The sequence below is a fragment of the Olsenella sp. oral taxon 807 genome, assembly GCF_001189515.2.
Classification (GTDB): Bacteria; Actinomycetota; Coriobacteriia; order Coriobacteriales; family Atopobiaceae; genus Olsenella_F.
This window is the reverse complement of the sequence record NZ_CP012069.2, coordinates 233,310-255,280: the sequence shown is the minus strand read 5'-3', so window position 1 is coordinate 255,280 and position 21,971 is coordinate 233,310. Positions and strand designations below refer to the sequence as shown.

17 protein-coding genes are annotated in these 21,971 nt (G+C 62.1%); 8 read left to right on the top strand and 9 right to left on the bottom strand.

The genetic code is table 11. From position 1 onward, the window contains the following. Nucleotides 1-133: 133 nt before the first annotated feature. Nucleotides 134-1,435: an aminotransferase class I/II-fold pyridoxal phosphate-dependent enzyme gene (locus tag ADJ70_RS01125; protein ID WP_083443716.1), complete on the bottom strand. Its 1,302-nt coding sequence runs from the start codon at nucleotides 1,433-1,435 to the stop codon at nucleotides 134-136. A gap of 473 nt (nucleotides 1,436-1,908) precedes the next feature. Here ADJ70_RS01125 and ADJ70_RS01120 point away from each other — a divergent pair, with 473 nt between their 5' ends. After that, a complete protein-coding gene (locus ADJ70_RS01120) occupies nucleotides 1,909-2,202 on the top strand; it encodes a hypothetical protein (RefSeq protein WP_216597292.1) in 294 nt (97 codons plus the stop codon). A 489-nt stretch (nucleotides 2,203-2,691) separates the two neighbouring features. Here the strand turns inward: ADJ70_RS01120 and nhaA are convergent, their stop codons facing one another. Then, a complete protein-coding gene (gene nhaA / locus ADJ70_RS01115) occupies nucleotides 2,692-4,410 on the bottom strand; it encodes a Na+/H+ antiporter NhaA (protein WP_253273208.1) in 1,719 nt (572 codons plus the stop codon). Between the two features lie 233 nt (nucleotides 4,411-4,643). On the opposite strand from nhaA, the gene ADJ70_RS01110 reads away from it, so the two are divergent. Next, nucleotides 4,644-5,507, top strand: coding sequence for a DegV family protein (locus ADJ70_RS01110; protein WP_050342770.1), 864 nt, complete (start codon nucleotides 4,644-4,646; stop codon nucleotides 5,505-5,507). A gap of 60 nt (nucleotides 5,508-5,567) precedes the next feature. Here ADJ70_RS01110 and ADJ70_RS01105 read toward each other — a convergent pair whose 3' ends face one another. The 3 genes from ADJ70_RS01105 to ADJ70_RS01095 all read right to left on the bottom strand — a co-directional run bounded on the left by ADJ70_RS01105 (nucleotide 5,568) and on the right by ADJ70_RS01095 (nucleotide 7,714). After that, the gene (locus tag ADJ70_RS01105) at nucleotides 5,568-6,293 is read right to left on the bottom strand and encodes a 5'-methylthioadenosine/adenosylhomocysteine nucleosidase (RefSeq protein WP_050342767.1); all 726 of its coding nucleotides are present in this window, start codon (nucleotides 6,291-6,293) and stop codon (nucleotides 5,568-5,570) included. Continuing rightward, nucleotides 6,290-6,778: an S-ribosylhomocysteine lyase gene (locus ADJ70_RS01100; protein ID WP_050342765.1), complete on the bottom strand. Its 489-nt coding sequence runs from the start codon at nucleotides 6,776-6,778 to the stop codon at nucleotides 6,290-6,292. The genes ADJ70_RS01105 and ADJ70_RS01100 overlap by 4 nt, the downstream gene beginning before the upstream one ends. A gap of 132 nt (nucleotides 6,779-6,910) precedes the next feature. Further along, the gene (locus ADJ70_RS01095) at nucleotides 6,911-7,714 is read right to left on the bottom strand and encodes a mechanosensitive ion channel family protein (RefSeq protein ID WP_253273207.1); all 804 of its coding nucleotides are present in this window, start codon (nucleotides 7,712-7,714) and stop codon (nucleotides 6,911-6,913) included. A 168-nt stretch (nucleotides 7,715-7,882) separates the two neighbouring features. Between ADJ70_RS01095 and ADJ70_RS01090 the strand changes: the two genes are divergently transcribed. Further along, nucleotides 7,883-8,914 carry an SPFH domain-containing protein gene (locus ADJ70_RS01090; protein ID WP_050342759.1) on the top strand — a complete coding sequence of 344 codons (1,032 nt, stop codon included), beginning with the start codon at nucleotides 7,883-7,885 and terminating at the stop codon, nucleotides 8,912-8,914. A 28-nt stretch (nucleotides 8,915-8,942) separates the two neighbouring features. Then, nucleotides 8,943-9,140 (top strand): hypothetical protein, encoded by a 198-nt coding sequence (locus ADJ70_RS01085; protein WP_050342757.1) that lies wholly within the window; start codon nucleotides 8,943-8,945, stop codon nucleotides 9,138-9,140. Between the two features lie 109 nt (nucleotides 9,141-9,249). Here ADJ70_RS01085 and ADJ70_RS01080 read toward each other — a convergent pair whose 3' ends face one another. Together ADJ70_RS01080 and ADJ70_RS01075 are read right to left on the bottom strand one after the other, a co-directional pair. After that, entirely contained in the window at nucleotides 9,250-10,056 is an 807-nt protein-coding gene (locus ADJ70_RS01080; protein WP_157051334.1) for a hypothetical protein, read from the bottom strand. 8 nt (nucleotides 10,057-10,064) lie between these two features. Continuing rightward, the gene (locus ADJ70_RS01075) at nucleotides 10,065-12,689 is read right to left on the bottom strand and encodes an ATP-dependent helicase (RefSeq protein WP_083443715.1); all 2,625 of its coding nucleotides are present in this window, start codon (nucleotides 12,687-12,689) and stop codon (nucleotides 10,065-10,067) included. Between the two features lie 172 nt (nucleotides 12,690-12,861). Between ADJ70_RS01075 and ADJ70_RS01070 the strand changes: the two genes are divergently transcribed. Then, a complete protein-coding gene (locus ADJ70_RS01070; protein WP_050342755.1) occupies nucleotides 12,862-13,839 on the top strand; it encodes an NAD(P)-dependent oxidoreductase in 978 nt (325 codons plus the stop codon). Between the two features lie 684 nt (nucleotides 13,840-14,523). Here ADJ70_RS01070 and nifJ read toward each other — a convergent pair. Continuing rightward, nucleotides 14,524-18,102, bottom strand: a complete 3,579-nt coding sequence (gene nifJ, locus ADJ70_RS01065) for a pyruvate:ferredoxin (flavodoxin) oxidoreductase (RefSeq protein WP_050342753.1) — start codon at nucleotides 18,100-18,102, stop codon at nucleotides 14,524-14,526. Between the two features lie 471 nt (nucleotides 18,103-18,573). Here nifJ and ADJ70_RS01060 point away from each other — a divergent pair, with 471 nt between their 5' ends. The 3 genes from ADJ70_RS01060 (at nucleotide 18,574) to ADJ70_RS01050 (ending at nucleotide 21,450) form a co-directional block, all read left to right on the top strand. Further along, on the top strand, nucleotides 18,574-19,566 hold the full coding sequence (locus ADJ70_RS01060) for an ABC transporter substrate-binding protein (RefSeq protein ID WP_050342751.1): 993 nt from the start codon (nucleotides 18,574-18,576) through the stop codon (nucleotides 19,564-19,566). Nucleotides 19,567-19,693: 127 nt separating this feature from the next. Continuing rightward, nucleotides 19,694-20,650 (top strand): ABC transporter permease, encoded by a 957-nt coding sequence (locus ADJ70_RS01055; protein WP_050342749.1) that lies wholly within the window; start codon nucleotides 19,694-19,696, stop codon nucleotides 20,648-20,650. Continuing rightward, nucleotides 20,650-21,450, top strand: a complete 801-nt coding sequence (locus tag ADJ70_RS01050; protein WP_050342745.1) for an ABC transporter ATP-binding protein — start codon at nucleotides 20,650-20,652, stop codon at nucleotides 21,448-21,450. Before ADJ70_RS01055 ends, ADJ70_RS01050 begins: the two co-directional genes overlap by 1 nt. A 104-nt stretch (nucleotides 21,451-21,554) precedes the next feature. Here the strand turns inward: ADJ70_RS01050 and ADJ70_RS01045 are convergent, their stop codons facing one another. Next, the gene (locus tag ADJ70_RS01045; RefSeq protein ID WP_050342743.1) at nucleotides 21,555-21,884 is read right to left on the bottom strand and encodes a hypothetical protein; all 330 of its coding nucleotides are present in this window, start codon (nucleotides 21,882-21,884) and stop codon (nucleotides 21,555-21,557) included. Between the last annotated feature and the right edge of the window lie 87 nt (nucleotides 21,885-21,971).

Below are 21,971 nucleotides of genomic sequence, written 5' to 3'. Positions count from 1 at the left end.
TATCCGTGCGTGCCAGTATACCGGTACACAGGATATTGATTCTACAGAATACACGTCAACAAGAGGCAATGTGCGCAAATGCTCCTCACAGCCGCATCGCCAGTCAGCATGGCTGGACTCGCGGATACCCTGTTCAGGCGCGGCTCTCCCGGGCAAGCTGGGCCGAGACGAGCTTGACCGCGACCACAAAGACGTCAAGGGCCTTACGGAGGTCGTCGAGGGAGGGGTAGGTCGGCGCGATGCGGATGTTGGAGTCGGCGGGATCCTTGCCATACGGATAGGTGGCGCCTGCCGACGTGAGCTTGACGCCAAGCTCCGCCATCAGAGCGACGGTTCGCTTAGCCGAGCCCTCCTGCCCCTCGAACGAGACGAAGTAGCCGCCATGCGGGTGTGACCAGTGCGCGACGCCCAACTGTGCAAGGCCATCCGTGAGCTTCTGCTCCACGAGGGCGAAGCGCGGCCCCACGATCTTGGCATGCTTGGCCATGTGAGCCTTGACGCCCGCGAGATTCTTGAGAAAGCGCGGGTGAGCGAGCTGAGAGAACTTCTCGGAGCTCACACGCTCGACGGCGAATGCGGCGCGGACCCTCTTGATGTCCTCGTCGCCCGCCGCGACAAACGCGATGCCCGAACTCGGGAAGGTCATCTTGGCCGTGGAGCCAAACTCGTACACCAGGTTGTCGGCATCCGCCTCCGCAAGAGCGTCAAAGACGTTAAGGAGCACGTCGTCCTTCTCGCCAAAGCAATGCACGGCGTAGGCGTTGTCCCAGTAGATACGAAAGTCGCAAGCCGCCGGCCTTAGGGCAGCAAAGCGACGAACTACCTCGTCAGAGTAGGTGACACCCGTGGGGTTGGCATACTTGGGAACACACCAGATGCCCTTGACCTTGGGATCGTCCTCAACGAGACGCTGCACCAGGTCCATGTCGGGGCCGTCCTCGCGCATTGGGACGACGACGTTCTTGATGCCGAGGTCCTCGGTTATCTTGAAGTGGCGATCATAGCCCGGAGACGGGCAGAGCCATATGACATCACCCTGCCGGTAGAAGGGCTCTGCGCCCGCGACACCGTTCGTGAATGCGTGAGCCACAAGATCATGCATGAGATTTAGGCTCGAGGAGCCAGAGACCACGACGTTCTCGGCCTTGACGCCCAGGATCTCGGCCGCGAGGGCGCGAGCGGAAGGCAGGCCCTCCGGTGTACCGTAGTTGTCCACTATCGCATCTCCGTCGCTGAGCGACGCCGTAGAGTTCACGAGGTCGAGCATGGGTCTGGAGAGGGCGGTCTGAGCGGGGCTGGGCTTGCCTCGGGCCATGTCGAGCGAGAGTCGCTCGGCGCGGATGTCATCCACCTGACGCTCCAACGTTGCGATCGCGCGCTCCAGCTCCTCGTCCGACATCAGCTCATACGCGTTGCGCCTCATCGTCTTTGACATATTGGTTTCCTTTCATATACCCAGCGATAGACCACACTCGTGTCACCTGCGGTCCTCGACTACCGCTGCTTTACCCCTGACCCGTCCATGGCTCAACACGCTCCTGCAGCTGAGAGCCATAAGGCAGTATACTCCCTGCGCGAGGCATAGCCGTGACACAGATCTGCGGTGTGAGGTAATTTGGAGGCTTTGGTGAGCCAGGCCAACGCAGGTGATCCCAGAGGAGTCCTGCGCAACGTGCCCCAGAGGAGTCCTGCGCAACGTGCCCCAGAATCTGCGGGGCACTTGTCAAGAACGTTTGCCCAGTTGGCGTTCGGATCAAAGTGCCCCAGAATCTGCGGGGCACTTTCGTGAGGGCCACGTGCCGGGAGTGCTCGCCGGGGGCATTTGCCAAGAGCGCGTTCCTTGGCGGGGGTTTGCGTGAAGTCCTCCACGCTGTCCTGACATACGCTACCATCTCTCGCATGATGCCTATGAGAGACAACGAACATTCCCAATACCAGACAGTCCTGCCAGGTGACACGGGCGCACCCGAGTACGGTGAGTTGCAACACTTGGTAGACGGACTCTTTGAGGATGACCCGAAGCGCCTCGTATCGAAGATCGACGTCCTCGTACGCGCCGACATCGAGGGCATCTGTGGCGACCTACGTGAGGTCGTCGATCTGCTGCCGGGAGGTCGCTACACCAGGCGCCGCCTCTGCGACCAGATGAACTCGATCATCACGGCGCACGGTTGGGGCTACAGCTACGGTACCGTGTACTAGGCCCGACGACACGCAGTAATCCGGCGAACCCGCTCGGTATGACAGGGGGCTGGACGCAGCCTCAGCTGGATGCAACCTCAGCTGGATGCAACCTCACCGCGCCACTCGGTGGCGTCGAGTGCGCGACGCGCGTGCCACTCGGTGGCGTCGAGTGGCACGAAATTCTCCGGCAACTGGGCATTCTCCAATCTCTGCGCCACTCGGTGGCGTCGAGTGCACGACGCGCGTGCCACTCGGTGGCGTCGAGTGGTACGCTCGAGGGAATGCTGGCATGGCCGGGCAACGTCAACACAGCGGGACCCCAACACAGCGGGACCAGAGCTCCCGCTTCTCCAGATTGGCCTGAGGACCCTTGGCCTGGCGATCAACCGGCGTACGAGACCCTGTCCCAACCCGGCAACGAGCGCACACGTGCGGCGAGCGCGTGCTCCAGCGACCCCCATGCCCAAGCTTCCGCAGACGCACGTACGTGGGGCACAACAGGCACCCCTACGCCACGTGCCCCGTTCGTTGGTCTGTCATCCTTCGCCGCCGCCTGCGGAGGGACCTGACGAGCGGGTATGCCACCCGCATGTGGAAAATGCCCAACAACCCCGCCATGAACGACGCCGAGAGGATCGCGCACTTTGCCGCCATGACCTCGGTCGGACTGGGGAAGGCGAGACCTGCGATGAGGATGGACATCGTAAAGCCCATGCCGCCCATAATGCCGACGGCAACGACCTGGTTCCAGGTCACGCGCTTCGGGAGCCTCGCGAAACCCACCCTGACGAGCACCCAGGTCGTGAGGATGATGCCGACAGGCTTGCCGAGAACGGCCCCAAAGAACACGCCAAGGGCGACCCTGTCGGCCAAGAGTGCCGACAGGTCCATTCCAACGAGGCGCACCTGGGCGTTCACAAAGGCGAAGATCGGAAGTATCAGGTAGTTCACTGAGACCGAGATGCTGCGCTCAACGCGCTGCAACGGCGGCGTCACATGATGCATGATCCGCTCGATGTAGGTCGCGGAGGCCATGAAGTCGTGCTGGCCCAGGACATGGTGCTTGTCGCTGTAACGGTCATCGAGGATGCGTGCCTGGTCGCCCAGCCACCCACGCAGCCCCCCAAGGCGTACGTCAGAGCGGGCGGGCAGGCAGAAGGCGAGAATGACGCCCGCAAGCGTCGCATGGACACCCGAGTTGTACATGCACAGCCACAACACGATCCCCACGGCCAGGTAGGGCCTCGCAGCATAGACCCGCGCACGCGCCATGCCCGCGAGCACCGTGACCACTATCAGCGATGCGGCCACCCAGGCAATGTCGGGCGTCTGCCCGTAGAACAAGGCGAGCACCACGATAGCCACGAGGTCGTCGGCGATGGCGAGGGTCTGGAAGAAGACCTTGGTCGCGGGCGCGACGCGATCACCAAGGAGCGACATCACGCCCAGGGCGAAGGCGATGTCGGTCGCGATGGGCGTGGCCCAACCGTGCACGGCGCCCCCATAATTGAGGGTCAGGTAGATGAGGGCGGGCACACAGACACCCCCCACGGCTGCCAGCATGGGCAGGGCCGCCTGTCTCGGCTTCCTAAGCTGCCCCACGGTCATCTCGTACTTGAGCTCTATGCCGACAAGCAGAAAAAAGATGGCCATGAGGAAGTCGTTCACGAAGCCCTCAAGCGTGATGGATGCAGAGAGAGAGCCCACTCCCAGCGTCAGCGGCAGCTCGAGGAACTCGTGAAGCGGCTCATAGGCGGCGGAGTTGGCAACAACCACGGCCAAGAGCGCCGCCACGACCATGACTGCGGCGGCGACCGTGCCGTTGGAGGTCACACTCTCGAGAGCCGAGCGTCGGGCCAAGCGGCGCAGGACCTTAGGCTCACGGATGATGCTGGGGCGCTGTGGCCTCTCGGATGACCTTTCAGGACTATCTTGGTCCTCGCTACGCTCGAGGGAAGCCTGAGGAACACCGGGGCCACCGTGTGCCTCGAGCCCACCCTGGTCCTCCGTTGTTCCGGACTGGTCCTTGCCATCATCGCGGTCCTTGGTCCCAGCGAGCTCCTCGACCTGACCTTTGGACTTGGCAGCCTTGGCCTTCTTCTTGGCCTTCTTCCCCCGCTTGGTCTTGGCACTCGCCTCGGCGCCACCGGTCGCGCCCGAGCCAAGCGCCTGCGCCTTCCTTAGCCCCAGCGCCAGCTTCTCCCTCATGGAGCCCTTGCCTGACATGCTCGTCACCTCACGTCACCGCGCGCCGAGGGCGCACCCTACCGAAACCACCGCCCACCTCGTCCCCGTATCTCAGCATACGTGACACCACCTTGGACTTTTGAGCAGCGCCGCCCAAATCCAGCTTGAACACATTAGGCTTGTGTAAACGGGGGTAGGATGGGGTAGCGTCCTCACCATCTCAGGCATACACTGGTCGACGCGTACACCATCGAGGCATTGCGGAGGGACTTATGAACAAGCAGCGCATCGCCATCATCACCGACTCGGGCACAGACACCGACGAGGACTTCCGTAAGGAGCACGACATACGCATCATGCCCCTGCGCATCATCTACTCCGATGGCTCGACGTTCTCGAGCGGCATCGACATCAGTTCGGATGAGGTCGTGCGTCGCTTTGGCGAAGAGATCCCCACGACGTCGCTCCCATCCCCCCACGAGATGCGCAAGGTCTTGGAGCAAGCTAGGGACGACGGCTACACGAAGGCCGTCGTTGTCACGATAGCGAGCGCACTCTCGGCAACCAACCAGACCGCACGCATGGTCGCCAACGAGATGGAGGGCTTCCCTGTGCTGGTCGTAGACTCCAAGTCGATAGGCATAGCAGCCGGCATGGTCGTGAGGCGCGCAGTCGAGTACGTGGAGGCGGGTGTACCCTTCGAACAGCTTGAGGAGCGCTTGACACAGAGCGTCGAGAGAACCGACGTCTTCTTTGCCGTGAAGTCGCTCGAGTACCTCTACAAGGGCGGACGCATCAACAGCGCCATCTACCGACTCGGGAGCATCCTCAACATCAAGCCCATCCTGACCTGCAGCAAGGAGGGCTACTACACCATAGCCAAGAAGGTGCGGGGCTGGGGGAAGGCTCTCGACACGATCGTGGGGGTCGTGGCCGAGAAGGCCAACGGTTTCGACCGCGTGCGCCTTGCCCTTTGCTGCACCAAGGCGACGTCCAAGGTCCGCAGCCTGCTCGAGACGAGGCTGCGCAGTCAGGTGAGGGCAGAGATACTCGAGTTCCTCTCGTCTAGCCTGCCACCCGACCTCATCGTGCACACGGGCCCCGAGCTCGTGGGCATGGGCGTGCAGGGAGCGTGAGGGCAAGGACTCAGGCCGAGGCAAAACCAAGGGCGGCTAACCTCAACTAGGCGGCTAACCTCAGCCGTCCCCTCTTCTGTGGGTGGCATTCCCCAGCAGGACTGCCATCTGCTCGACGATGCGAGCACAGCGCTCGGCGGCAGCCTTCTCGAAGCTCGGATAATCAATGTTCGAGGAGCCATCAGCCTTATCGCTGATGGCTCGAATGATCACGAAGGGCAAGCTGTTGAGGTAGCAGGCTTGGGCGAAGGCGGCACCTTCCATCTCGGCGCAGCAGGCCTTGAAGAGCGAGGCGATGCGCTCCCTTTGGCTTGGGGAGTGCACGAACTGGTCTCCTGAGGCGATACGTCCCTCGAAGGCGCGCGCAGCGGGCGCGGCAACCTTGACGGCCTCGAGCGCAAGCGCCCGAAGTGCGGGGTCGGCAGGAAACGCCAGCACGTCAAGGTCCGGTATCTGTCCCGGCGCGTAGCCCAAGGACGTGACGTCCATGTCATGCTGGACCGCATCGGTCGAGACCACGATGTCGGCGATGTCGATGGCACCGTCGAGCGAACCAGCGACGCCTGTGTTGATTACGTGGGTCACAGCGAAGTGATCGGCGAGCGCCTGCACACAGAGTGCGGCGTTGACCTTGCCCACACCACACCTGACGATGACTGCGCAGGTCCTGCCGAGCGTCCCGGCAAAGAAGTCCATGTTCGTCCAACGGCTGACCTGCACGTCAGCAAGCTTGCCTTTCAGATGGGCCAGCTCGCTGTCCATCGCGCCGACGATGCCCAGCCTCATGCCTGCTGCCCTGGATAGCTCAAGTGCGCGTCGTCGATACCGCGAAGGGTGTTCTTTAGGTAGCGCTTAGCCCACCATCTGGCCTGCGCAAGGTCACTGTCATGCCAGTTGCCACACTCCTTGGGCTGGGCACCCGGGACCTCGCCCTCGAAGGACGCGATGAGCTCAAAGAGGCGCACGATCAAGGGGAGGGCCTCCCTAGGTGTCACGAGGCCGAAGAGCACGAGGTAGAAGCCCGTGCGGCAACCCATGGGACCAAAGTAGACGATGCGCTCCTTCCAGCTGGCATCGTTGCGCAGGAAGGTCGCCCCCAGATGCTCGATGGCGTGGACGGCAGCGGTGTCCATCGGTGGCTCGCGGTTTGGAGCGACCATCCGCAGGTCAAGGGTAGTGACGTCGATCCCCTGCCAGGAGTCGACGCGACTCACGTACACGCCTGGCTCCAACAGCAGGTGATCGACCGTAAAGCTCGCTATCTTCTCCATGGGGCCTCCTCTTCGTGGGACTGATCCGCTGCCACGCGGCTCGGCACGACAGGCCACCCAACGCAGCAGGCTGCCGGCGGTGGTGTCTGGAATAGACCAAGGCGAGAGCCACCGGCAATGCGGCGGCAGGAGCTAGGGTTCTGCAGGCGTCGCACCGGCCAGCCAAGGACTCGCTGCGATCGAGCGGACGACCTTGTCTCTAGCCTCACCCATGGCACAGCCGTCCTTGAGGTGAAAGTGTGCATGTCCTGTGATGCCCGCTGCGTCCATCTCGCCAAACGTGACGCTGCTCTTAATGCTCTTGTCGAGCCTGTCGCCAAGCACGGCCTCCCCACGTCCGATGACCTCGCGCTCGACCTCATCGAGGTCGGCGCCAGTTTGCACCACAAAGCTGACCTCGCAGTCTCCCACGTCCCAGCGCGTACGCTGAGTGAGCGCCGAGGTGTTGAGCACCGAGTTAGGGATGACTTGCTCTGTGCCATCACGTGCGCGAACGATGGTATGGCGCCAGGTGACGTCGGTGACCACGCCCGAGAAGCCGCTGATTGAGACCTCATCGCCGGGCTCGACGACCTTGCCTAGCATGAGGCCAAGGCCCGACACGATGTTTGCAACCGTCGCTTGCAGGCCGAGGGAGATGATGACGGAGCCAACGCCCAGGGCCGCGACGAGGCCCGTGGGGTTGATACCAAAGATAGGCTGCATGAGCGAGAGCAGGGCGACAAGCCATAAGATGGCACGCACGATGTTGATGAAGATGGACGCCGAGGGGATGTTCGAGTTGTCGAGCGCCTTTCGTATGGCTCGCACAAGCACGTACTGGACGAGCAGTGTGGCTATGATGACTACCGCAACGAAAATCGACTTAGCAACGAAGTCGGGAAGCCCCAGTCCCATAACTGTTGTATCGGAAAGCTCTTCCATGTGTCTACCCATCCCCCTCCCGTGTCAGCATAGCGCAGAAAGTCGCCCATCACGTCTTCGACAGACTCTTGACCGCAAATCATTTTGATATCATAATGATTCTAGTGACGCAAGAGACGCGCCGCTCATGAGGGCAGCGCTCCACAGGGGAGGCGGCCCCTCGCAAAGAAGGAGATCAAGATGAGCACACAGACGAGCTGCACCGAGAAGAAGGCACACGCCAAGTCCGGATGGATGATGATCATCGTGGACGTACTGCTCTACGCAGTGTCCATAGAGCTCATGGTCAGCTCGACCATAAGCCTGTCAAACGAGGCAGAGGTGGGCCTGTTTGCGGTATCCCTTTTGACCCTTTTTGGAAGTGTGTTGCTCCTCGTTGTCGCTATTATTGTCAGTAACGGCTTCTTTACCCTGCAACCGGGCCAGGCACGCGTCTGCGTGCTCTTTGGCAAGTACGTGGGGACGGTACGCGATGATGGGCTTCACTGGGCGAACCCCTTCTACGCCCGCTCCCTTGGCAGGACGAGCGCTCCGGACGATCCCGCAGGCGCACTACTGACGAAGTCGGCGCTCACGGGGCTGCCGACCGCAAGCGGACGCTCGCATGTGTCCAAGATCTCGCTGCGCGCCCGCACACACGAGGGCGAGCGCATCAAGGTCAACGACAAGATGGGCAACCCCATAGAGATAGCGACCGTCGTCGTGTGGCGCGTCGCAGACACCGCTAAAGCCATCTTTGACGTGGACGACTACGAGGGCTACGTGTCCATGCAGGTGGAGACCGCGCTGCGCCACGTGGCAAGCATCTACGCCTACGACCACCTGGAGGATGACGACGACTCATCGACCACGATCACGCTACGCTCCAACATCGAGGAGGTCTCGGAGGCGCTGAAGCTCGAGCTCACGCGCAAGCTCTCGGTCGCTGGCGTCGCCATTGAGGATGCCCGTCTCACCCACCTGGCCTACGCGCCCGAGATCGCCCAGGTGATGCTGCGCCGCCAGCAGGCCGACGCCGTTATCGCGGCACGCAAGAAGATAGTCGAGGGCGCCGTGAGCATGGTGGACATGGCCCTCTCGCAGCTCTCCGACGACGGCATCGTAGAGTTTGACGAAGACCGTAAGGCCGTGATGGCCTCAAACCTCATGGTGGTGCTCTGCGGCGAGTCAGAGGCGCAGCCCGTCCTCAACACCAGCTCGCTCTATCAATAAGAGATCCCGATGACGGGGGTAGGCGGACATGGCCGCACGAAAGCAGTACCCGCTGCGCATAGACCCCGCGATCTGGGAGGCCGTCGAGCTTTGGGCCAAGGATGAGATGCGCAGCGCCAACGCCCAGGTGGAGTTCATCCTACGAGACGCCCTACGCAGGGCTGGACGTCTGTCCAAACGGCACGAGAGAACATCTCCCAAGCAGGGAGATAAACACGCCGACTGAGGTCACAGGGCCGGGCGCAGCTGGCGCGACGTGCCGCCTGCGCCCGGCCCCTCAGGGTCTTGTGACCCCACGCTCCTGAGGACCTGAGGTACCGAGGCACCGAGGCGCGCTACTCCAAGTACGCCTCCTCAGGCTCCTCTGCCTCCTCTGTCTTTGCCTTGAGCGGCGAGACGCAGAGGGCGGGCACGACAGCAAGCACGGACACGAGCTGTACCAGCATGTCCTGCCAGATGGCAAGGCGCACGGGAATGTCACTGCCGTTGGACATGGCCTGCACGATCATGGACTGAACGGCTTTCAAGGAGATGGGGATGACCATCTCGAGCAGGCCGGTGAGCACGAACGACAGGATTCCGCAGCCGATGCTGACGCCAAGCAGCCTGCCCCAGGCAAGGGACGCCGGACGGGGACGCTCACCATCGCCGACGCAGGTGGTGAGCCAGAGCCCGACCATCACGCAGAGTGGCTTGAGCAGGAACCGGGCAATGTCATACAACAGCATGATCAGCAGAGAGACCAGCGCCGGAGCCGGACGTCCGTTGGGACCCAAGAAGAACTCGACAGCTTGCCATCTCAGCGACTCCCAGGGCTCCAAGGTGAGCACGAGCGCGCAGATGACGGGGACGGCGAGCGCCTGCCAACTCAAGATGAGCAGCCGAGGTCGCTTGCCCACCACATACGACAGCGCAAGCAGCGCGATAACCCAGAGCAGCAGGGAGACTACGCTCACCCTGAGATCGACCGGGATCAGCTGGAGACCCACCCCCTCCCGTTGCGGCGGCTGCATGAGCGGATCGTCCTTGCCGAGCGCACCCATCACGATGGCCCAGACGAGCACGAAGGCAGTCGTCACGGCGGCGTGCGCTGCCCTTCCCCTCGGAAACCCGAATGTCGAGTGCGATGATCTTCTATCCATACTTCTCCCTACCCCTCGATCTTGACGATGGGCGCAAAGCTCTTTAGGAGCCTCTTCACCTTGCCCGTGCGCGAGAAGAGGACCTCTATCGTGTCGCCCGATGCGGCTCTCACGACCCCTGGGCCGAAAGTCTTGTGTGACACCCTGTCTCCCACCGCGAAGTTCTCCTTTGTCCCACTCTCGTCCCTCTTGGCAGGAGACGGACGAGAGTGAGCGCTCCGTACGCCCGTGGAGCGCGTATGCGAGCCAAACACCCTGCCACCGTAGACCTCCGAGCCACGGCCCGAGCCGTAGGTGCCATGGCGGTCTCCCCGCTTTTCCCACCCCACGCCCGAGAAGTCGGACGAGCCGACACCGATGGCATGCACGTCCTTCTCGGGTATCTCGTCCAAAAAGCGGCTGCGCGGGTTGTTCTGCACCGTGCCAAAGAGGTGACGCGTCGAAGCATAGGTGAGGTAGAGCCTCTCCCGTGCTCGCGTGATGGCCACATAGGCAAGCCTGCGCTCCTCCTCGATGCGTGCGGGGTCCTCCTGCCTGTCCCCGTGATGCGGAAAGATGCCCTCCTCCATACCCGAGACGAAGACGACGGGAAACTCCAGGCCCTTGGCGGAGTGCACGGTCATCATCGTGACGGCGCTCGTCTGGCCGTCCAGGGAGTCGAGGTCGGAGCGCAGGGCAAGCCACTCAAGGAAGGCGGGCAGCTTCTCTGCGGCCACGTCAGGAGCTCCGGCTGCGGTTGCGGCAACGGCCCCAGCTGCGACCTCAGAGCCCCCGGAAGGCTCGACTTCCGCCTCGTCCACCCGCTCACCAGCTACCTCGAGCACAGCCACATCTGTAGCCCCATCGCCACCTCCCCCCACGCCCAGCATACCGGCAGCGCGAAGTTGCCTGAGGCTCTCTAGGGTCTCGGTTGCGTCGTCGTGAGTCTCGTCGAACTCCTGCGCCACGGAGAAGAACTCACGTACGTTCTCGATGCGACCGTCTGCATCGACGCTCTGCTCCGCCTCGTAGACGCGGATGATGCCGGCCTTGTCCACGATGGCCTCGATCACACGGGAGAGCTCTCCTGCGTAGCGCCGCGCCGACTCGATGACATCCGTGAACTCGGCAAGACCGCGTCGTGCCTTTGGGCCGACGATCCCTGGCTCGCGCGCACAGGACGCCGCCGCCTCGAGAAAGGACAGACCCATCTCGGCCGCGTAGGCCTGGACGGCACGCACGCTCGTCGTGCCGACACCGCGTCTGGGCGTGTTGACCACGCGCAGGGCACTCACGTCGTCGCCTGGGTTCACGACCAGCTTGAGGTAGGCGACCACATCGCGTATCTCCGCACGATCGAAGAAGCGCGTGCCACCGACTATTCTGTAGGGCACACCCGCACGCAGGAACATGTCCTCAAGCGTACGGGACTGGGCGTTCGTACGATAGAACACGGCGACATCGTCGTAGCTCGTGCCTGCGTCATGCAGCTTCTCGATCTCGGCGCCGATCCAGCGCCCTTCGTCGCGCTCGTCTGCCGCCTGGAAGAGCTTGATCTGCTCGCCATCTCCACGGTCGGTAAACAGGCGCTTTCTCTCGCGGCGCGAGTTGTGCCGCACCACGGCGTTCGCGGCATTGAGGATGTGGCCAAACGAGCGATAGTTCTGCTCAAGCTTCACGACCGTGGCGTCTGGGTAGTCCTTGCGAAAGCTCAGGATGTTCTTGATGTCGGCACCACGCCAACTGTAGATGGACTGGTCATCGTCACCCACGACCATGAGGTTGCGGTGCTTGCGCGCAAGCAGGTTGGCGATCGCGTACTGAACGGCATTGGTATCCTGGTACTCGTCGACGCTTATCTGGCGAAAGCGCTCCTGGTAGCGATCGAGCACCTCCGGGTACTTGGAGAGGAGCTCGAACAGTTTGGTGAGTAGGTCATCGAAGTCCATGGCGTTGGCACGCTCAAGGCGACGCTGCAGCACGCGGTAGACCCGGGCGGCGGCATGCTGCTGGGCAGACGAGGCCTGGGCGTCGAACTCGTCTGGGAACACGAGCGCGTTTTTGGCCTGGCTGATCATGGAGCGGATGGCTGGCAGCGGGCTCTGCTTAGGATCGATGTCAAGATCGCCCATGATGGTCTTGACCAAGCGCCTTGAGTCATCATCATCATAGATCGTGAAGTTTGGGGGATAGCCCACGCGCTCGCCGTCCTCACGCAGCATCCTCACGCACATGGCGTGGAAGGTGCAGACCCACATGCCACGCGTACCGCCAGGAAGTAGCGCACCCAAGCGCTCGCGCATCTCGGCTGCCGCCTTGTTGGTAAAGGTGATGGCAAGCACCTGCCAGGGATGCACGCCCTCATCTGCGATCATGTGTGCGATGCGATAGGTCAGCACGCGGGTCTTGCCCGAACCGGCCCCGGCGAGCACCAGAAGCGGACCAGAGGTCGTCTGCACCGCCTCGCGCTGGGCAGGATTCAGGCTGTCGAGGTCGATCGTAGCCCCTGCCGAGACGGACCGCTCATCAGGCTGCTCCCCTGCCAAGGGCTGCTGTGCCCCATGGTGCGTCACGGGCCGTGACGCCGGGGTGGCGGCAGGAGCGATCGGCTCCATGGTAAACAAGTTGGATACGAACTCATTGTAGCTGGGCATGCGACTCCTTGCGTACTCGATCTGTCCTGTCGAGTGTAGACCGTAGACATAACGGTGGTCGATGGAGGGACGCAACTCCGCACGATGATTAGAAGCTCCGCTCAGCGAGGCTCCGTGCAGCGCCCAAGCGGCGTATCATGGGGGCGCAGGGGCAGACGAGAGGAGGCGGGGCATGGCACACAGGGTCTTGCTCTACACGATTGACGGCTCGACAGAGATCGCGAGAGACTACCTCGCGCAGAGGGGTCTCTTGGATACGCTCTTGCTCACCGGTATCGCACACGAGCCCCTGACCAGCCCACGGGCAGATGAAATCGTGGGCTATGAGGCTATCTTAGGTGAGCTCATGCCTGTGCTCAAGGACGAAGTTGATATCATCGCAAACGCCGGTACGAGGCTTGTCGCGAGCCTCTCCATAGGGCTCAACCACGTGGACGTCAAAGGCCTCGCAAAGCGAGGCGTGCTCGTGAGCAACTGCCCGGGCTACTGCGCCGAGGATGTCGCCCTTCACACGATGGCCCTAACCCTTGACCTCATGCGCCAGACGACCTTCTCCAACCGTACTGTACTGGCGGGCACGTGGAACCCCCACCTTGGCTACGAGATGCGTCGCCCACAGGGCCAGATCATGGGGCTCGTGTTCTTTGGTAACATCGCGAGGAGGGTGGTGCCGCTCGCACGCGCTCTGGGCATGCGCGTTCTCGTCTGGGCTCCTACCAAGAGTGCAGATGAGCTGGCCGCAGTAGGCTGCAAGAAGGCCGCGACCCTCGCCGAGCTACTTGGAGCCTCCGATGTGGTGAGCCTGCACTGCCCGCTCCTTCCCGAGACGCGAGGCCTCATCGGCGCGGACGAGCTCGCGCTCATGAAGCCGACCGCGTTTCTCGTCAACACCTCGCGCGGCCCCGTGGTGGACGAAGCTGCGCTGATAGACGCCTTAGACGCAGGCGCGATACGCGCGGCGGCTCTCGACGTGCTCGCAAACGAGAGAGAGCCAGATACCCGCCTGACGGGTCACCCACACTGCCTGGTCACCCCACACGCGGCCTACGTCTCGCGCGAGGCCAACAGCGCACTTATCCGCCTTGGGCTCGACGCCGTGATAGAGCTACTCATAGAGGGACGCGAACCCACGAACCTCGTACGGGCCTAGAGCGCCGACAGTAACTTCGGCGGATCGACGCAAGAGGCGCGAGGCGGGAGGCGCGTCCTCACTGCCACTCGGCGGTGAACGTACCGGGCGGCGCATCCCACACTGCCACTCGGCATCGAGCGTACCGGGCAACGCGCTGTTCACTGCCACTCGGTGGTGAACGTACGGGATGGTACGTTCAAGTGCGAGTGGCAGTGTAGACCCCACTGCCACTCGGTGTCGAGCGTACCGTATTAGTACGCCCAAGGGCGAGTGGCAGTGCGTCCGGTACGATCAGGGCCGAGTGGCAGTGCGTCTCACACTGCCACTCGGCGGTGAACGTACCGGGCGGCGCATCCCACACTGCCACTCGGTGGTGAACGTACGGGATGGTACGTTCAAGTGCGAGTGGCAGTGTAGACCCCACTGCCACTCGGCGGTGAACGTACCGGGCGGCGCATCCCACACTGCCACTCGGTGTCGAGCGTACCGAGTGGCAGTGCGACCTCAATCTTGGAGGCTCCCGGAGAGGTTCTCAGGAAGGCTCCCGGGGAGGCTCTCAGCTTCAGGATAACGACAAAGGCAGGCCCCGCGTTCTGCGAGACCTGCCTCCCTTGGACCACACAAGCACCCGTCAGGCATCGTTACCATGTGCCCGTTAGGCGCCGCTGCGCCTGACGCTACCGGACAGCACTAGTACTACCCCTATGCTGCAGGAGCAGTACCCACCTTGCTGCCGAGCGGCGCTGCCTCGGAGTAAAGCTCCTTGAGCTTGAGAAGATGCTCGTAGCGCTCCATAGCAGCCTGCTCGTTCTCGGCAAAGAGCACATCCGCACGATCGGGGAAGGCGCTCTTCAGACTGGCGTAGCGAGCCTCGTTCATCAGGAACTCCTGGTAGCCGCCCTTTGGCGCCTTCGAGTCAAGTATGAACCTCTTGCCCTTGGGCGCAGCAGGGTTAAAGCGGTAGAGGTTCCAGTAGCCGCAGTCGACGGCCCGCTTCATCTCGAGCTGGCAGTGCTGCATGCCGCCCTTCTTAATGGAGTGCATCTCGCAGGGGCTGTAGCCGATGATCAGCGACGGTCCGGGATAGGCCTCTGCCTCGGCGATGGCCTTAAGCGTCTGCATGGGGTTGGCACCCATGGCAACCTGCGCCACGTACACGTAACCGTAGGACATCGCGATCTCGCCCAGGGACTTCTGCTTGACCTTCTTGCCTGCGGCGGCAAACTGCGCGACCTGTCCCAGACGAGAGGCCTTGGATGCCTGGCCTCCCGTATTGGAGTAGACCTCGGTGTCAAAGACGAAGACGTTGACGTCATCGCCAGAGGCGAGGACGTGATCCAGGCCACCGAAACCGATGTCGTAGGCCCAGCCGTCGCCTCCAAAGATCCAGAAGGACTTCTTGCTCATGTAAGGCTTGTCAGCCAGGATCCTCTTGGCCTCGGGCGTTCCAAGCTGCTCAAGCTGGCGAGAGTACGCCTCAGCGGTAACCTCGGAGTCGCCCGCCTTGCCCCTGGAGTCTATCCAGGCTTGCGCAGCCGCCTTGAAGTCCTCGCTTACGCCATCGGAGGCCATGAGCGCCTCGGTCTCGGCAACAAGCTTGTTTTGAACGGCCTCATAGCCAACGGCAAGGCCATAACCATGCTCGGCGTTGTCCTCGAACAGGGAGTTGTTCCACGCAGGACCGTGGCCCTCTGCGTTGCAGGTGTACGGCGCGGTCACAGCGGGGTTACCCCAGATGGAGGAGCAGCCGGTAGCGTTGGAGATGTACATGCGGTTGCCAAAGAGCTGAGTCACGAGGCGCGCATAGCTCGTCTCGGCGCAACCGGCGCAGGAGCCCGAGAACTCGAGCAGCGGCTTATAGAACTGCGAGCCCTTGACCGTCTTATCGGACTGCAGCTCCTTCTTCTCTCCGACCTTGTTGACGGCGTAGTCCCAGACCTCGGCCTGATCGGCCTCCTCGGCCTGCGGTACCATGGTCAAAGCGTCAACGGGGCAGATGTAAGCGCAGTTGGTGCAGCCCATGCAATCGAGCGGAGACACGGCGATGGTAAACTTGTATCCGCTGTTCTTGGGAAGCTTGAGATCCACCATGCGCATGTTCTCAGGGGCGGCAGCAGCCTCCTTGGCGTCCATTGCAATCGGGCGAATCGTGGCGTGCGGGCACACATAGCTGCACTGGTTGCACTGGATGCACTTGGTCTCGTCCCAATGCGGGACGATGACGGCGGTACCACGCTTCTCGTAGGCAGAGGCACCAAGCTCCCACTGGCCATCGGGGTTGTTCTTGAAGGCCGAGACCGGCAGGCTGTCGCCATCCATCAGATTGATGGGACCAAGCAGCTCCCTGACCTGCTTAACAAGCGCCTCACGACCCTCGAGCACGACAGGCTTGGTGTCATCGGTGGCGTTGGCCCAGTCGGCAGGAATCTCGAGCTTGTGGAAGGCGGTGGCACCCGCGTCGATGGCCTTCCAGTTGGACTCGACGACGGCCTGACCCTTCTTGGCGTAGGACTTCTCGGCCGCCTTCTTCATGTACGAGAGGGCCTCCTCGGCGGGAAGCACCTTGGCCAGGGCGAAGAACGCGGACTGAAGCACGGTGTTCGTGCGCTTGCCCATGCCGACCTTCTCGGCGAGGTCAATGGCATCGATAAGGTAGACGTTGATGTTGTTCTGGGCAACATAGCGCTTAGCGACCGCAGGGAAGTGGTTAGCGAACTCCTCGTCACTCCACTGGCAGTTCACGAGGAAGGAGCCACCGGGCTTGACGTCGCGCACCATCTTGAAGCCCTTGGTTATGTAGGACGGATTGTGGCAGGCCACGAAATCCGCCCGCGTGACGTAGTAGGGGGAGCGGATGGGCGAGTCACCAAAGCGCAGGTGACTGACCGTGACGCCACCGGTCTTCTTTGAGTCGTACTGGAAGTACGCCTGCACATACTTGTCGGTGTGGTCGCCGATGATCTTGATGGAGTTCTTGTTCGCACCCACGGTGCCGTCGCCACCAAGGCCCCAGAACTTGCACTCGATAGTGCCGGGGGCGGAGGTGTTGGGAGCGTTCTCGTCGCGCGGAAGCGAGAGGTTCGTGACGTCGTCCACGATGCCGATGGTGAACTCGCGCTTGGGATTGTCCTTCTTGAGCTCGGTATAGACTGCGAAGGCATCAGCGGGCGTGGTGTCCTTGGAACCGAGACCGTAGCGACCGCCGACGACCTTGATGTCCGGGCGTCCGACCTCAAAGAGGGCGTTCACGACATCCTGGTACAGCGGCTCGCCGATGGAGCCGGGCTCCTTGGTGCGGTCGAGGACGGCGATCTTCTTGACCGTCTGGGGAAGTGCCTTCACGAAATGCTCAACGGAGAAGGGACGGTACAGGCGGACCTTCACCAAGCCGACCTTCTCGCCATGGGCGTTCAGGTAGTCGATGGCCTCCTCAAGCGTATCGCAGAAGGAACCCATGCAGATGACGACGCGATCGGCATCCTTAGCCCCATAGTAGTCGAACAGGTGGTAGCTACTGCCCAACTTGGCGTTGATCTTGTCCATGTAGCTCTCGACGATGGCGGGAAGCTTATCGTACATCGAGTTACAGGCCTCGCGGTGCTGGAAGAAGATGTCGCCATTCTCGTGTGAGCCACGGGCGTGGGGGTGCTCGGGGTTGAGTGCGTGGTCACGGAACGCCTGCACAGCGTCCATGTCGCACATGTCGCCGAGATCGTCGAAGTCCCAGACGGCAACCTTCTGGATCTCGTGGGAAGTCCGAAAGCCGTCGAAGAAGTTGATGAAGGGCACGCCACCGCTGATGGCCGAGAGGTGTGCGACAGGCGAGAGATCCATGACCTCTTGGACGTTGCCCTCCGCCAACATGGCGAAGCCGGTCTGGCGGCAGGCCATGACGTCGGAGTGATCGCCAAAGATGTTGAGGGCCTGGGTCGCCACCGTACGCGCGGACACGTGGAAGACACCGGGAAGACCCTCGGCGGCTATCTTGTACATGTTGGGAATCATGAGCAGCAGCCCCTGCGAGGCCGTGTAGGTCGACGTGAGGGCACCAGAGCCCAACGAGCCATGGACGGTCCCGGAGGCACCACCCTCAGACTGCATCTCGACGACCTTGACGGGCGTGCCGAAGATGTTCTTGAGCCCATGCGCCGCCCACTGATCCACGTGATCGGCCATCGGGCTTGATGGCGTGATCGGGTAGATTCCCGCTACCTCGGTGTAGGCATACGAGACCCACGCGGCGGCCTCGTTGCCATCCATCGACTTGAATTTTCTCTTCATTTTTCCTCTCCTTTGAAACGTGGCGCAGTCCGCCAGCCGATCTGATGGAACCACTTGATGGGCAATCCAGTGCAGGTCCATTCCCCCTACGGCCAGCACGTCCTCGACGCACTCCCTACATGGTAAGTATAGCGCAATCTACTCGTAACAAACCTCCCCTCTTGAGATAACCGGTAGCCGGTAGCACATTTGTGTGCCGACGGTCGTATTTCGCGACAGGTCCCCTACCGGCACGACCTCTGCTTTGACAAGCTGCCGCAAATATGGCGGGAGCCCCTCTTGCCCTGCGGTCCCGCATCTGTCCTGACCGGCACACGTTAGACGGGCATCATCCTGAACCGTAGTTACAATTCTGTAAGCAGTTGGAGGCCCTCCCCCCTCACAAGCCGGCGAAACTATATGGTGGAACTATATGGTACTACAATCAGGAAATTCGTCTTGCAGCCTCGTATAGTACAAGGAGTCCACGCCATGAACGCTACGCTCACTCGCCGCGCCATCCTCAAGCTTTTGGGTGGCCTGTCGGCCCTCAGCATCGTCCCCGCAGGCCTTTCCGCCTGCACCGGCGGCGGCTCCGGCTCACAGGGGCAGGGGGGAGGCTCCCGCAAGATAGGCGTGCTGCAGCTCACCGAGCACCCCGCGCTCGACGCCTCCAACAAGGGCTTTGTCGATGCGCTCGACGAAGCCGGCATCACCTACAACATCGATCAGCAAAACGCCCAGAACGATCAGTCTGCCTGTCAGACGATCGCCCACAAGCTCGTGAACGATGGTAATGACCTCATCCTCGCGATCGCGACACCCGCCGCCCAGGCCGTCGCCGGCGCCACCGACGAGATCCCCATCGTCGGCACCGCCATCACCGACTTCGCGTCGGCTGGCCTTGTCCAGAGCAACGACAAGCCCGGCAAGAACGTCACCGGCTCCTCTGACCTCACCCCCGTCGCGGACCAGTTCGACCTGCTCGTAAAGCTCCTTCCCCAGGCCAAGACCGTGGGCGTGCTCTATTGCACCGCCGAGTCCAACTCGGACGTACAGGTCAAGCTTGCCGATCAGGCGGCCGCCAACCACGGCTTGAAGCTCGTCCGCTACTCCGTCTCGAGCTCAAACGAGATCCAGCAGGTCGTCGAGTCCATGGTCGGCAAGGTGGATGTCGTCTACACTCCCACTGACAACACCATCGCTGCAGGCATGACCACCGTCACCATGATCGCCAACGATAACAAGCTTCCCACCATCTGTGGCGAGGAGGGCATGGTCGACAACGGGGGCCTGGCCACCTATGGCATAAACTACGAGGAGCTCGGCAAGCTAGCGGGTCAGATGGCCGTAAAGATCCTGAAAGGTGAGTCCAAGCCCGCTGACATGGCTATCGAGCATCTTGACGCCAGCAAGTGCACGCTCAAGACCAACGAGGAGACGGCAAAAAAGCTTGGTATCGACCTCTCGGTCCTCAACAGCTAATCACCCTGAGCCCCGTGCCTTGACGTGCAGGGGGCCTTTTGTGTAGCGTGTGCCGGGGGCGTTTTGGCACACGCCGCACACCGCCTACCGCACGTTCGTAGAGTCTGCCGTCCATTGGAGGAATCTCATGCAGCTTGCCCTCTTGGGAGCCGCCTCCCAGGGAATTCTCTGGGGCATCATGGTACTTGGGGTCTTCGTCACCTTCAGGATGCTCGATATCGCAGATCTGACCGTCGACGGCAGCTTCGCCTTGGGTGGTAGCGTCGCGGCTGTGGCCTCTGTTGGCTTAGGTCTTGACCCCATCGTCGCCATCCTGCTCGGAACCCTTGCGGGGATCGTCGCGGGGCTCGTGACGGGACTGCTCCATGTGCTGTTTGACATCCCCGCCATCCTTGCGGGAATCCTCACCCAGATATCGCTCTGGTCCGTCAACTTGCGTATCATGGGCAAGTCGAACACACCGCTTCTGAACGCGGACACCATCTTCACGCGCGTCGCCTCGCTTCTCAACCTCACGCAGACCATCGCGACGCTCGCCATCGGCATCGTTCTCGCACTCGTGATCATCGTCGCCATGTACTGGTTCTTTGGTACCGAGATCGGAAGCGCGCTGCGTGCGACGGGCAATAACGAGGACATGTGCCGTGCCTTGGGCATAGACGTTCGCGTGACCAAGGTGATCGCGCTGGCGCTCTCCAATGGCCTCGTCGGCATGTCGGGCGCCCTCATCTGCCAGAGCCAGAAGTACGCCGATATCGGCATGGGCACGGGCGCCATCGTCATTGGCCTCGCCGCCATCGTTATCGGGGAGGTACTCGGCAGGCTTACCCCTGGCAAGCTCACGGCCTTTGGCAGCCGCCTCGTCTCGGTCGTCGTGGGATCGGTGGTCTACTTTATCGTCCGCGCCGTCGTCTTGCAGATGGGCCTTGACGCCAACGACATGAAGCTGCTCTCGGCCGCCATCGTCGCGCTGGCGTTGGCCACGCCCGTGGTGCTTGAGCGCCACCAGCTCAGGCGCTCTTACAAGAGGGACAACGCCGCGAGCGCCCTGCCTGACGATACCGCGAAGGGAGGCGAGCGCTGATGCTCACGCTGAGCAGGGTCTCCAAGACCTTCAACAGGGGAACCGCGAGCGAGAAGCCCGCACTCACCACTGTCAACCTCACTCTTGAGGATGGCGAGTTCGTGACCATCATCGGTGGCAACGGCGCGGGAAAGTCCACGATGCTCAATATGATCGCCGGCGTCTACCCGCTTGACGCCGGCACGATAGAGCTCGACGGCATCGACATCAGCCAACTTCCAGAGCACAGGCGCTCACGCTACCTGGGCCGCGTCTTCCAGGATCCCATGCGCGGCACAGCCGCCGACATGCAGATCGACGAGAACCTCGCCCTTGCCAAGCGCCGGGGCGAGCACCGGGGACTCTCCTGGGGTATAGGAAAAGAGGAGCGCGCAGGGTACGCCAAGAGGCTCGCCTCCCTTGACCTCGGTCTTGAGGATCGTCTTGAGTCAAAGGTGGGCCTGCTCTCTGGCGGGCAGCGCCAGGCACTCACCCTGCTCATGGCAACGCTTCAGAAGCCCAAGCTGCTCCTACTTGACGAGCACACGGCGGCGCTCGATCCCAAGACGGCCAAGAAGGTCCTCTCGCTCACACAACAGGTGGTGGATGAGCACCACCTCACCACACTCATGGTCACACACAACATGAATGACGCCATCCGGCTCGGCAGCCGGCTGATCATGATGCATGAGGGACAGATCATATACGACGTCGCTCATGAGGAGAAGCAGAGGCTCACCGTTGCCGACCTGCTCCAGAAGTTCGAGGAGGTGTCGGGCGGCGAGCTTACGAACGACCGCATGCTGCTATCTGAGGCATAGGGTGGCATGTGCGCGGCGCGACCGCGAGCGTCAGGTGCCGGCCATGGGCGCGCTCGCCCTTTGGTCATCCTTTGCTCGCCATTTGACTATCTTCTCGCGTAATGTTAGCTCGCATCCTGACGCATGCAGGATAACCGGATGACGATGACGCCTGCAGACAGCGCCACGACGATGGGCAACCATGGGTCAAGGCCATTCTCGATCGAGGAGACATCAGCTGCACGACTCGCGTCGTGCGTGCCCATCTGCACCGTGGAATATCCGCTCGCCACCTCCGCAGGAGTACCTGCGAGCTTCGAGGCACCCTGCGATCCTACCCTTGTCACGTCTTGTCGCATTAGGATTGGATCGACCCAAGCACCCATCATGCCCATCGCAAAGCATGCGCTTGAGATGAACAGAACGCTTAGAGCAACACCCAGTTTCTGCTTCATGTGAACTCCTTTGGGCTACGTTTGGTTTGCATTTGTTCTGCGTTCATTTGCGGCACATCACACGAGCGAATCCACCCTGCGATCTAT